The following is a 12,380-nucleotide window of genomic DNA, read 5'->3' as shown; positions in this document are numbered from 1 at the left end:
CCACGGAGGGTGATGGCCGGGCTGTGGCGCAGTTTGGTAGCGCACTTGACTGGGGGTCAAGGGGTCGCAGGTTCAAATCCTGTCAGCCCGACGGTCGGCACAGAGCCCCTGATCCGGGACAACGTCCCAGGTCAGGGGCTCTTCGTATGTCCGGCCGGTGATCACGGCCATGATCGACACCGCCCTGAGCTTGGGACCACTTTGGGACCGGCGTAGGTAGTTGGTCAGCAGATCACCAGCGCCCGCGATCGGCTCATGGCGGGGGTGCAGGTACCGCTGCGTCGTGGTCTGCGTGGCATCCGCAGGACGGCGTGGTGATGCGACCGCCACTGGGGTCGGTGAACAAGCCGCGCCATCGGATCGTCGCCGGCCTTGGCCAGGAGAGTGGCCGGACCTCCTCGATCAGCGGCGCGGACCGAGCTCTGCGCCTCCAAGCCCCGGAGCGCGAGCGGCCCCACCGTCTCGCCGTACTCAGCCAACGTCTGCGTCGCCGCAGCCGGGTCGACACCTCGCTGAGCCAGCGTCCGAAGCCGTTCAATCCACTCTTCGGCAGCGTCCTGACTGTCGAACGTCTCAGACCGAGACCGCTGCTTGCGCGCACCGGGTGTCGTGGCTGGGAGTCACGGGTTGCCGGTTCACATCCTGTCGACCCGAGAGACATGCGACGGGAGCATCCGGGTAGCCACGGGGTGCGTGTGATCTTGCAGCCATCGACGAGCGGCACTCCAAGCCGTGACGGCATGGGCGATCGCGGCCTTGACTTGCCGATCGCGGGCGGGCGGCGCCGAACCTGTCCAGTATGCGGCTCCAAGTTGTCTCGGCTAGGCCGGTGGAACGTGGTGATGATGGAGGGGGCTGGGCGAAGTCGTCGGCGTTGTCGGCGAGTACCGCATTCGTGTCCTATAGGCAGAAGCCACAGTGCTTGGGCGCCCAAGGCCACTTTCCACAAGCGGTCGTGTTGCCGTCTACTTGATCATCGGGAGGGTATGCCTTTCACCGCCGATCGACGGGTTTGAGCATGTGTCCACGGTCGTTGGTTCGATGTTCAGCATGCGGAAGTGTGGCCACCCGTTCGCTCCGCGACTGCTTTATGGTCACGTCGGCGAGAGTTGGGCAATAGAATCTGTGCGGGCATCTTGTTCGCGGGAGAGATCAGCACAAGCCGCCTTGACCTGCTCGATCACCTCGTCGAGCTTGTGAAGGACACGCACCGACGGGCCAGGAATGGTGATCACATAGGTTACACCCGAGAACGTGAATCGGCCAGAGACGGTTGTGACCCCCTCGACGGATTCTTCGCGGTTGAGGTAAATGCCCTGCTGTTCCGACAGGGCAAGTTCGGTGATCAGTTGCTCGACATCGGTGATGGTGTTGGATGTGAGCGGCTCGAGACCAGAGTTTCGAAGGTATGCACGCTGCTGGTCCACTGGCATTCCACCGAGAAACGCCTTTCCCGCTGAAGTCGCGTGATAGGCGCGCACCGGATCACCGACGTTGATATGCACGCTGAAGGAGCTCAGCGACGGGACGACGAGCACATACGTCAGAGTCATAGCGCTGCCGCGGGCCAGTGCAACTGTCTCGCCGGTGGCATCGCGTAGTGCTCGGAGCCGTGATTCGGCCCGCTGCACGGTGAGGTCTACGCGCGAAGCCTTCGTGGTCAGATCCATCATGCGCCGGGTCACGTAGAACCCTTCGCGCTGTCCCACCTGGTACACGTAGCCACGTTGCCGCAGCGTCGATACGACGTCATGGCAACTGGATAGCGGGATATCGAGGAAACGTGCGATCTCGGACAAGGTTAGCGGCCGTTGCTCCCGCGCGAAGAGTTCGAAGAAGTCGATGGTGCGCTCAACAATCTTAGACATGCCTCAGACTCTCGCTCTCTGTCGACCGGGTGCGCGTAATCATTGTGCCACCACGTCGCGATGTGCGCGCCAGGGCATCGAGTCGTCAGAGGGCGCCGTGTTCTCGAGCAGTTCCGTCATCGATGCGGGGACGGTTACGGTGAGCTCCAGTGCCATCTGTGCATAGGCCTTGCCCTGCGGGTCGATGCGGAGGGAGGAAATTCCCCCGCCCCCAAGGGCGTCGTCCATCAAAAAGTTGATCGCATATAAGCCGGGCGCCTCGAAGACCTGTACCCGTCCCGCAACCTGCTCGGCAAATAGACGGGCCATCTTTCCCGGCGTAACCTGCGTGCGCAACAACTCGAAGAATTCAGGACGGCGCGCGATTATGGCAACGTTCGCCCTGTTTCCCTTGTCTCCCGAACGGGCGTGGGCGATCCGATGTAGCGGCACTTCCACCCCGGGCTCGGAGATGGTGTCCGAGGGGACGTGGGGTGCCGTATCCGTAGTGGTGGCGCTTCTGCTCGGCGCCGACCAGCTCTGGCTTCCTCGCGGCACCGGAGAAAAAGCTTCTCTGACGAGCTTGGCACCCTCGGAGGTGACGACATGCACCGCTGGTGCAGCTTTTTTGTCCAGGTATAGGGTCCGTAGCACCAGCTGGGGTGTGGGCCTCGGACGGCCACCCATGATGCCGGTGGTGCCCGGTGCGAAACTGAGCCCGATCGAACCGATTTCGCGGGCGGCCAAGGCAAGCGCTTTCTCGAGAGGGTGCGTGGTCACCAGGCGGAGCACCACCTCGCGCACATCACGGTTGGCCGCGCGTGATCCGTAGGCCGACTCCGCCCCCAGAACCTCGATCCGGGTGTCGATGTAGGGTCCAAGGCCGAGTTCGGCGAAGATCCGCTCAGCGCGTTTGATCATCTCCTCACCGGTGCGCTGTGCTTTCGCAGCAGCGTGCGGGCCGACGATGGAGACGGTGCTGACGGACTTGTAGCCCTCTTGGAGCGTCGCGGAGACTTTGTAACTAGACGTCGGAGGCCGGCCACGTGCCCCGGAGACTTGCACGTGATCGGCGTCGATGCGTCGCACTCGTACGTGGGAGAAATCAGCGATTACATCTGGGAGTACGTATGCTTTGGGGTCACCGATCTCGTACAGGATCTGCTCGGCGACGCATCGCGAGTCGATGAGGCCCCCGGTCCCGCGTGGTTTTGTCAGTACGAAGCTGCCGTCAGGAGAGCAGTGAGCGATTGGGTAACCGATGTTGTGCCATTCGGGGACCTTCCACCAGTCGGTGAAGGTACCGCCGGTGGCTTGCGGGCCGCATTCGAGAACGTGGCCGACGAGGCTCCCGGCCGCCAAGCGGTGGTAGTCGTCGGCCGACCAGCCGAATTCGTGTTGGAGGACGCCCAATGCCAGAGCGCTGTCCGCGCAGCGGCCGGTGATGACGATCGATGCCCCATCGTCGAGGGCTGCGCGAATGGGTAGGGCACCTAGGTAGGCGTTCGCGGTCAGCAGGCCCTCGGGAACTGGTTCCCCGTTCTCTGTGCGGACGCTGTCCGACGCGGCCAATTTCTTGATGTCATACAGGACATTGTCGCCGGTCACCGCTGCTACTTTGAGCTTGAGCCCAGCTTCGTCGATTGCCGATTGCAGGGCGCGCTGTGCACCTAGCGGGTTGAGTCCTCCGCCATTGGTAACCACGCGAATCCCGCGCTCGGCAAGGGTGGCTAGGTGTGGCTTGAGGTAAGCGAGCAGGTCGGGCACGTAGCCGGCCTCGGGGTTCTTGGCGCGGGCGCGCGCGAGCAGTGACATGGTCACCTCGGCCAGGTAATCCATCATCAGGTAGTCGATGTCTTCGCCGAGGAGTTGGCCGATCGCCAGTGGGCTGTCGCCCCATGCGCCTGAAGCACCACCAATGCTGACGCTACGGGATGTGTGATGACTGCTCAATCCTGCTCCTCAACAGTCAGCTGCCAGGCGGGACGGCGACGCTCGTTGAAGGCAGCGATTCCCTCGATCGCCTCAGGGGTGCGCGATGTGACAGCAATCTGGGTCTCGGCGAAGGCGAGCGCCTCGTCGAAGGACATGTTCGCCATTGCCGCCAGTGCGTATTTGCCTCGGCGGATTGCCTGTGGTGCGCCGAGCTCGATGTTCGCGACGAGATTCGTGACGGTGGCGTCGAGCTCGGAGGCTGGGGCGATCCGGCCGACCAGTCCAAGGCGTTCGGCGCGGGCCGCGTCGATGAGTTCCCCGGTATATGCCAGTTCGGCCAGCTGGGGCGGAGTGAGGGTGTGACGCAGATAGACGGCGACCTGCATCGGGAAGACGCCGACCTTCACCTCCGGAAGCCCGAACCGGGCAGTCGCGGAGGCAACTGACAGGTCGCACAAACTCAGCAACGCCATGCCACCTGCCACGCATGCTCCGTTGACTCGCGCGATGATTGGCTTGCTGAATACCCGTACCTGCCGGGCTAGGTCGTGTCCTGCAATTCATCGTAGCCAGAGGATGATGGCGGCGATGGTGAGTTCTGCCTGGTAGTAGGCGGCGCGTTTGGCGTAGCGGGTGGCTAGGTCGCGGAACTGTTTGAGCCGGTTGAAGCAGCGTTCGACGACGTTGCGCTGCTTGTACAACTCGGCGTCGAAGGCGGGCGGGCGTCCGCCCCGTGAGCCGTGCGCGGCGCGGCGGGCGATTTGGTCGTCGCGTTCGGGGCTGACGAACCGGATCCGGCGTTGTCGCAGGGCGTGGCGGGTCGAGGGGTGCGAATAGGCCTTGTCCGCGATCACCACCTCGGGACGGCGGCGTGGGCGGCCAGGCCCGGTGCGAGCGACACGGATCCCGTCCAGCAGCGGCACCAATTGTGGATTGTCACCAGCCTGCCCCGGGGTGAGCACAACCCGCATGGGCAGCCCGCGTCCCTCGACCACGAGGTGGATCTTGGTGCTCAATCCGCCGCGGGAACGTCCGAGTCCTTCGCCGTCGACCGCGATCGCCTCGATGGCGGGCGTGCAGCCCCCTTTTTCCGGGCTCCCGCAGCATGCTGGTGAGCCCGGACCACCGAGGAATCGACACTGATCACCCACTCCACGTCCCCGACAGCGTCGTCTTTGACGATCACCTCGTCCAGAATCCGCTGCCAGGTACCGTCCTTGGTCCACAACCGCAGCCGCTCATGGGCGGTCTTCCACGGCCCATACCGTTCGGGCAGATCACGCCAGGGCGCGCCGGTCCGAAGCTTCCACAGAATCGCATTGATCACCTGCCGGTGATCCCGCCACCGCCGCCCCGGCCCCGACACCGCCGGCAGCAGCGGCTCAATCCGCGCCCAGGCCCGATCCGTCAACTCACCCCGACCAACCACGGACAAGATCAAACCCCATCCGCAGCTAGATCATTTACAGGACACGCCCTAGGCGGCCGAAGTCGGTCATGGGGTCGGCGAGCTGTGCTGTGAATGTGTCGGGGCCGTCGGTGAGATCGGCGCCGGCGCAGAAGGCGCGATCGCCGACACCGGTGAGAACTACCGCACGGATGGCCTCGTCGGCCTCGGCGCGGTGCAGTGCGGTCGCGATGCCGTCGAGAACGGCTGTGTTCATCGCGTTGCGCTGCTCGGGGCGGTTGATGCTCACCCAGTACGCGCGGCCGCGGCGCTCGGTGAGAATGGCGGGGCTGTGGGACATGATCAGTACGACTTCGGCAGGTCGAGGGCACGCTCGGCGATAAAGCAGAGGATCAGCTCCCGGGAGACCGGTGCGATCCGGGGCAGCAGGGACTCACGGAAGTACCGTTCGACGTTGTACTCCACCGAGTAGCCCATGCCGCCGTGAGTACGTACCGCTCGGTCGGCTGCGTGGAAGGCAGCGTCAGCGGCCAAGTACTTGGCGGCGTTAGCCTGAAGACCACAGGATTGCCCGGTGTCGTAGAGGCTGGCGGCGTGCAGCAGCATCATTTCCGAGGCGTACAGCTCCGACCAGCTCTCGGCTAGAGGGTGCTGGATTGCCTGGTTCTTGCCGATGGGTCGGTCGAACACAATCCGTTCGTTGCTGTACTGGGCGGCTTTGCTCAGGGCTCGTCGTCCGATCCCGATGGCCTCGGCGGCGTTGAGCATCCGTTCGGGGTTGAGACTGTCGAGGATGTAGTAAAAACCTTTGCCCTCCTCGCCGATACGGTCCTCCACGGGAACGGGGAGGTTGTCGATGAACAGGGCATTGGAGTCCACCGCGTGCCGACCCATCTTCTCGACCTCGCGTGCCTCGATGAACTCGCGGTTGAAGTCGGTGAAGAAGACGGACAGGCCATCGGTGGGGCGCGCGCAGTCCTCGAGCGGGGTGGTGCGGGCCAGGAGCATGATCTTGTCGGCCTCCTGGGCTGTGGAAATCCACATCTTGCGTCCGTTGACGACGTAGTGGTCACCATTTCGCACGGCCTTGGTCGACAGGCGGGTGGTGTTGAGGCCTGCGTCGGGTTCGGTGACCCCGAAACAGGCACGGGTGGTGCCGTCGACCATCGATGGGATCCAGCGCTTCTTCTGCTCTTCGGTACCGTGGACGACCATCGCGTGGGGGCCGAAGATGTTGATGTGCACTGAGGACGCCGCGGCCATCGTACCTGCGGAACCCGCGATGGTCTGCATCATGATGCAGGCCTCGGTGATGCCCATGCCGCCGCCACCGTACTCCTCGGGCATTGCGATCCCCAGCCAACCGCCATTGGCGATGGCCTGGGTGAATTCGAAGGGGAACTTGCCGGTGCGGTCGAGCTCGCGCCAGTACTCATCGTCGAACTTGTCGCAGATCGCCTTGACGGCGTCACGGATGGCGATGCGGTCTTCGGTGTCCGCGTAGGCTTCAAGACCCTTCATTTCGCTCTCCTGTCGTTGTGGTGGGGGCGAACGTTGCATCAGACGACTGGGTTGCGCGCCCGGATTTTGGCTCGTTCAAAATGTCGGCGAGCCGGTGTGCCCCGCGTGTTGGCGCCGGAGCAGGCATGTCGCACGGTGACGCGCTGAACTCGATCGGGAACCGCGTCGTACGAAGCCGGCCCTCGCTTGGGTGGTCGTAGTCGACGAAGAAGTCGACGTCATTGAGATGTGGGTCCTCCAGGAGTGTTTCGAGGGTGTTCACGCGGCTGGCGGGGATGTCGACTTCTGCGAGCAGCTTGAGCCATTCCTCAGTCGTGCGCGATGTGAGATGGCCGGCGAGCCATCGGCCGACCTCATCCGCGTGCGCCGTCCGGCTTTCCTGGCTTGCGAACCGCGGGTCGTCGTCGAGCAGGCCCTCGGCGCCTACCAGTGGAAGGAAGCGTCGCCACTGGTCGTTGGTGTATACGACCAGGCTGAGGTGCCCGTCCGCCGTCGGGTAGGGACCACGGTGGCGTGACAGGAGCCGACGGTATCCCATGGGGCCCAACGGAGGATCGAAGGCGGCACCGCCCATGTGATCGGCAAGGACGAACTGCGCCATCGTCTCGAACATCGGGACTTCGACCGACTGGCCCTGGCCGGTTTGTTCGCGATGACGCAAAGCCGCCAGGACCGCGATCACCACGTACAGGGCCGCCGTACGGTCTCCGATGTTCGTCGGTGCATATCGGGAAGTGCCGTCGACGGCGCCGAAGAGTCCGGCGATGCCAGCAGCAGCCTGTATGAGGTCGTCGTAGACGGCCTGTCCAGACCGGCGCCCACCGGATCCATAACCGACTGCATTGCAGACGATCAGGCGGGGGTTGCGCGCGGCCAACTCATCACTCGTCAGGCCCAGGCGCATCATGGCTGCCGGTCGGATGTTGGAGATGAAGACGTCCGCGGTGTCGGCCAGCTTCAGCAGGTTCGCTCTATCCTCGGGTGACTTGAGGTCGAGGACCACGCTGCGCTTATTGCGGTTGTTCTGCAGGAAGAGCGGACCCATGCCCTCGTTGCGCCACGGTCCGATTCCTCTGATCGAATCTCCGGTGGGCGACTCGACCTTGACGACGTCGGCACCGAGATCTCCCAGGATCTGGGCGGCGAAGGGACCCATCACCACGGTCGTGAGGTCGATGACCTTCAGGCCGGCGAGTGGTCCGGTCCGCTGCCTCTCCGTGCGCCACGCACGCTGCCCTGGACTATCCATGCAAGCTCCTACGTCCTGGCGAAGTCGACTTCTATAGGGCGAACCATAGGAAGCGCGCGTGGGGTTGTCAACGCGCCTGGGTTGAAGGAGGTTTCGTGCGGGATCGGGCCCTTGACGCGATGTGTGACGTGGGTAATATGCGCCCAGGGCGAAGCATAGTTCGCAGGAGCGAAGCTGAGTGCGTTGGTCTTCGCGCCCTCAATTCCCGGAGGAATCACATGACTGACCAGCCGAACCGGCACCGTCGCCGTCGCGGCCCCCGCTTCCGGGCGGTGGTTCGGGGATGCGCCGCGGCTCTGGCCCTGACAACCCTCGCCGCGTGCGCGTCACAGAACTCTGATGCCGAGACGGATACGGACAATCCGTTGTATGAGGCCGCCAAGGCCGACGGGTCGCTGACCTGGTACACCTCGGTTGACACAGATACCGCGGAAGCCACGGCTCAAGCGTTCGAGGAGCGGTACCCCGGCGTGAGCGTCCAGGTGCAGCGGCTGACCACCGGCCAGGTGACTGCGAGGTATTCTCAGGAGCGGACGGCGGGATCTTCGCCGGCCGACGTGGTCACCGTCGGCGATCCGGAATTCTTCGTGAGTGGCCGCGAGGACGGTTGGTTCGAGACGAAGCCCGAGTTGCCTTCCTTGGACGGTTGGCCTAAGGACTCATACGACCAGGGCGTCGCACTCGTAAGCATCGTGCCGCTGGGCGTCACCTACAACACGAACCTGGTCAAGGAGCCGCCGCAGCAGTGGGAGGACCTTCTCGATCCCGCCTACAAGGGCAAGATTCAGTTCGGTGACCCTCGCAACGTTCCGGCCTATCTGCAGCTGGACTACCTGCTGAGTCGAGAGCTCGGTGATGATTTCCTCGAGAAGATCGCCGCGCAGAAGCCTGCGATCTTCCCCAGCATCGTCAACGCGACCCAGACGGTGGCATCTGGAGGAGCGGAACTGTCGGTTCCCGGCACCAGGCCAACCACGGAACTGGTCAAGGCGAAGGGCGCACCGGTGGAGTTCATCGCGCTCTCGCCGACCGTCGGTGTCGAGTTCTCCACCGCTTTGGCTACTGACGCCCCCAACGCGGATGCCGGTCGACTGTTCTACGACTACCTGCTCTCCAAGGCCGGCCAGGAGGAGCTCAACGTCAACACGGTCTCGCCGCTGGGTGCGCTACCGGGCACCGACCCCAAGCCGGATGGGTATGAGCAGATCGCGCCAGACGAAGCCGATGCGCAGCGCAGCACGATTCTGGGTCAGCTGGGGTTGCGATGAGTCTCGCGGCACGGCAAGCGACTGACGTTACCGAGGCGGTCGCTGGGTCCTCGCATCCGCCACGCATCAGCGTGCGGAATCTGCACAAGGCATTCGCTCGCGAAGATGGCGAGGTAACTCGGGCCATCGACGGGATCGACCTCGATGTCTACTCGGGAGAAATTCTCATCCTGCTCGGCCCCAGTGGGTGCGGAAAGACCACGCTGCTCCGCGCACTGTCGGGTCTCGATTCTCCAGACTCAGGAACCATCAAGATCAACGACATCACCTGTTTCTCAGCTTCCCGTCGCAGCAACGTGCCTCCGGAGCGACGACCGGTCTCGATGGTGTTCCAGTCCTATGGGCTATGGCCTCATATGACGGTCTTCGACAATGTCGCGTACCCGTTGCGGGCGGCCAAGGTGGCCAAGGCGGAGATCCAACAGCGGGTGGGCGAGATCATCGCAACGGTCGGCATCGATGGGCTGGAGCAGCAGTATCCGACCCAGCTCTCCGGTGGACAGCAGCAGCGCGTCGCGCTGGCGCGAGCGGTCGTCTCCGCCAGCGACGTAGTGCTGTTCGACGAGCCGCTTTCGAATGTCGACGCCAAGGTCCGCGACCAGTTGCGCATTGAGATCCTGCGGCTACAGCGGCAACTCGGTTTCACTGCCGTCTACGTAACCCACGACCAGGACGAGGCGATGGCGCTCGGCACCCGGATTGCCGTCTTGGACCAGGGTCGGATCGCGCAATTGGGTCCGCCTCGGGAGATCTACGAGCATCCTGCGAGCGCGTACGTCGCCCGTTTCGTCGGCACGGTAGACGAGATGCCTGCCACCGTCACCGACCGCTCCGCGCCGGGACAGCTTCATGCGCAGACTGAGAACGGCGACCAGTGGCTTGTCCACACCGACGCCGAACTGCCTGACAGAGTGGTGTTGATGGCACGCCCGGAGCGGTGGATCATCCATGCAGAGAGGCCCGAAGGCCCGAATGTCCTTGCTGGTGAGGTCAACGCAGCGCTGTTCCTAGCGGGCTCCCGCACCGAATGTTTAGTGCGAACGGCCATAGGCCTCATTCGGGTGTGGGCGGGACACGGTAGGGCGCCTTCCGAGGGCGAGAGGGTGTGGCTCTCGGTCGCGCCCGACGACCTGCTTGTGTTCGCTGAGGAGCAATCATGAGCACTTTCTCAACGCATAGCCCTGCGTCGGGAGTGCCGATCGTCCGTGTGCCGCGGCGGAGCAAATTCGCTGGTGTGGGCCGGGCGACGTCGGCAGCGATGATCGTGCTGATCATCGCACCGCTGGCAATGATGATCTACAACCTCACCTTCGGTGACGAAGGCACGCTTCAGGGCGCATTCGGCCAGGTATTCAGTGCGCCGTGGTTCTGGCCGATGCTGCGTGACACCCTGATCGCGGTGGGTATCGGTGTGGCCGCCGCCCTGATCATCGGCACGGTGTTCGCCTGGCTTACCGAGCGCACCACGGCCGAGATGAACTGGCTGACACAAGTGATGCCTGTTCTGCCTCTCTTTGTCCCACCCCTGGCCTCGGCGATCGGCTGGGTCCTGTTGGGTACCCCCGGATCCGGCACGCTCAACGTGCTCATGAAGGAACTCGCGGCCATGATCGGGGTGGACGTGAGCTTCGAAGGGCCTGTCGACGTCTTCTCATGGCCCGGCATCCTCGTTCTGTTCACCATCAGTCTGGTACCGCATGTCTACCTGGTGGTCTCTGCGGCGTTGAGAAATCTGGAACCGTCGCTGGAGGAGGCGTCGAGGGTCAACGGCGTCGGTGCGTTCGGAACGCTGTTGAAGGTGACACTGCCGGCGATCTGCCCCGCACTGATCAATGCTGCGTTGTTGGCATTGGCCGCCGGTTTCGCCCTGTTCTCGATCCCGTTCCTGGTCGGTTCGTCGGCCGGAATCGACAACCTCATCGTACGGGTCGTACGACTGACGACCTACGAATTCCCGGCGCGAGTTGATCAGGCGTCCGTCCTCGGACTGCTGGTGGTGCTCGTGATCGGTTCCTCGCTGCTGCTGCAACGGCGGGTGACCAAGCTGGCTCGCCACGCGCGTCTGGAAGGCAAGACCTCGAGCCCGAGCCGGGTGGACCTGGGCTGGTTCACGTGGGTGGCGCGACTTCTCATGTTGGCCTACGTTGCTTTCGCGGCGGTGCTTCCGGTCCTCGCGCTCGTCTACGTCTCACTCCAGTCGTTCTGGTCTGGTGAGCTCACCTTCGCAGGGCTGACCTTCGACCACTATCGCGACCTGCTCTCGAATGGTTCGGTCACGGTGCAGGCCTTGCGTAACAGCGTGCTGCTCGGGGCGCTGACCGCATGTGTGGCGATGGCTGTGGTAGCGATCATCGCCTATTTCATGGAGCGGCGCCCCAAGAGCTGGCTGGGCCGGGGTGCAGACGCGGTCGCGAAGTTGCCGGGCGCGCTGAGCCATGTCGTGGTCGCGTTGGCCCTGATCGTGGCTGTGTCGGGTCCGCCGTTCAACCTGCAGGGCACACTGGTCATTCTGTTCGTGGGCTATCTGGTGATGTATCTGCCTCAGGCGAGTGTGAACGCGAACTCCGCGCTCTCCCAACTGGGGCCCACGTTGTCCGAGGCGAGCCTGATCTCGGGTGCTTCCGAAGGGCGTACCTTCGTCCGGGTCGTCGTACCGCTGATGTTGCCTGGTCTACTCGCCGGATGGGTGATGGTCTTCGTGCTCGTCGCCGGCGACCTGACCGCGTCGGCAATGTTGGCCGGCCCTTCATCCCAGGTCGCGGGCTCTGTGATGCTCGACCTTGCCACCAGTGGAACGTACGGGCTCGTGGCGGCATTGGGCGTGATGATCACTGCCGTTTGTAGCGTGATCGGTGGGGCCGTGCTGTTGCTCGCACGCCGCACCGGTCGCTCCCGTGGTGGGCGAGCGACCAGGCGTAGGACCCGGCGTTTGTCGTCGACGTCTGCATCCGGGAATGGAGTCCAGTAGAGAGACTCCGCCCTCGAACGCCGATCAGTGGCTTTGGCAGGGCGGGAGTCCCTTCGCCGCCTACTTCGACCACTTCCCTTGGGACTGGAGTTCGGGTCTGGATCCCGAGACGCTGGCAGTGGCACCGACAGGATGAGCGCGCTGAGTTTGTAAAGGCGCGTCACGTTGGGAACAAGGATGTAGC

At 63.9% G+C, this 12,380-nt stretch carries 10 protein-coding genes and 1 tRNA gene; 4 read left to right on the top strand and 7 right to left on the bottom strand.

Translation table 11 applies throughout. The features are described from left to right. Positions 1–17 precede the first annotated feature (17 nt). Positions 18–91: transfer RNA gene (locus tag ACFSZT_RS20365), tRNA-Pro, on the top strand. A 1,003-nt stretch (positions 92–1,094) separates the two neighbouring features. Here the strand turns inward: ACFSZT_RS20365 and ACFSZT_RS20360 are convergent. The 7 genes from ACFSZT_RS20360 to ACFSZT_RS20330 all read right to left on the bottom strand — a co-directional run bounded on the left by ACFSZT_RS20360 (position 1,095) and on the right by ACFSZT_RS20330 (position 7,960). Next, the gene (locus tag ACFSZT_RS20360; RefSeq protein WP_377385420.1) at positions 1,095–1,868 is read right to left on the bottom strand and encodes an IclR family transcriptional regulator; all 774 of its coding nucleotides are present in this window, start codon (positions 1,866–1,868) and stop codon (positions 1,095–1,097) included. 39 nt (positions 1,869–1,907) lie between these two features. Continuing rightward, the gene (locus ACFSZT_RS20355; RefSeq protein WP_377385417.1) at positions 1,908–3,800 is read right to left on the bottom strand and encodes an acyclic terpene utilization AtuA family protein; all 1,893 of its coding nucleotides are present in this window, start codon (positions 3,798–3,800) and stop codon (positions 1,908–1,910) included. Beyond that, a complete protein-coding gene (locus tag ACFSZT_RS20350; RefSeq protein ID WP_377386836.1) occupies positions 3,797–4,342 on the bottom strand; it encodes an enoyl-CoA hydratase-related protein in 546 nt (181 codons plus the stop codon). The genes ACFSZT_RS20355 and ACFSZT_RS20350 overlap by 4 nt, the downstream gene beginning before the upstream one ends. Continuing rightward, a protein-coding gene (locus ACFSZT_RS20345) for an IS5 family transposase (protein WP_377478175.1) occupies positions 4,343–5,211 on the bottom strand; the annotation gives its coding sequence in 2 pieces (ribosomal slippage) (positions 4,343–4,843 and positions 4,846–5,211; 867 coding nt in all). Positions 5,212–5,245: 34 nt separating this feature from the next. Next, positions 5,246–5,530, bottom strand: a complete 285-nt coding sequence (locus ACFSZT_RS20340; RefSeq protein WP_377391542.1) for an enoyl-CoA hydratase-related protein — start codon at positions 5,528–5,530, stop codon at positions 5,246–5,248. A 2-nt stretch (positions 5,531–5,532) separates the two neighbouring features. Continuing rightward, entirely contained in the window at positions 5,533–6,711 is a 1,179-nt protein-coding gene (locus tag ACFSZT_RS20335; protein ID WP_377391539.1) for an acyl-CoA dehydrogenase family protein, read from the bottom strand. Further along, positions 6,698–7,960, bottom strand: coding sequence for a CaiB/BaiF CoA transferase family protein (locus ACFSZT_RS20330; protein WP_377391536.1), 1,263 nt, complete (start codon positions 7,958–7,960; stop codon positions 6,698–6,700). Before ACFSZT_RS20330 ends, ACFSZT_RS20335 begins: the two co-directional genes overlap by 14 nt. 218 nt (positions 7,961–8,178) lie before the next feature. Here ACFSZT_RS20330 and ACFSZT_RS20325 point away from each other — a divergent pair, with 218 nt between their 5' ends. Genes ACFSZT_RS20325 through ACFSZT_RS20315 form a run of 3 tightly spaced genes read left to right on the top strand, consistent with a single transcriptional unit; the run spans position 8,179 to position 12,196 of the window. Beyond that, positions 8,179–9,228 (top strand): extracellular solute-binding protein, encoded by a 1,050-nt coding sequence (locus ACFSZT_RS20325; protein WP_377391533.1) that lies wholly within the window; start codon positions 8,179–8,181, stop codon positions 9,226–9,228. Further along, complete coding sequence (locus ACFSZT_RS20320; RefSeq protein ID WP_377391530.1) at positions 9,225–10,388, top strand: ABC transporter ATP-binding protein; 1,164 nt, start codon at positions 9,225–9,227, stop codon at positions 10,386–10,388. Before ACFSZT_RS20325 ends, ACFSZT_RS20320 begins: the two co-directional genes overlap by 4 nt. After that, on the top strand, positions 10,385–12,196 hold the full coding sequence (locus ACFSZT_RS20315) for an ABC transporter permease (protein WP_377391527.1): 1,812 nt from the start codon (positions 10,385–10,387) through the stop codon (positions 12,194–12,196). Before ACFSZT_RS20320 ends, ACFSZT_RS20315 begins: the two co-directional genes overlap by 4 nt. Positions 12,197–12,380: the final 184 nt, after the last annotated feature.

The sequence above is a fragment of the Prauserella oleivorans genome, assembly GCF_042685745.1.
Classification (GTDB): Bacteria; Actinomycetota; Actinomycetes; order Mycobacteriales; family Pseudonocardiaceae; genus Prauserella_A; species Prauserella_A oleivorans.
This window is presented reverse-complemented; position numbering and strand designations above follow the sequence as displayed.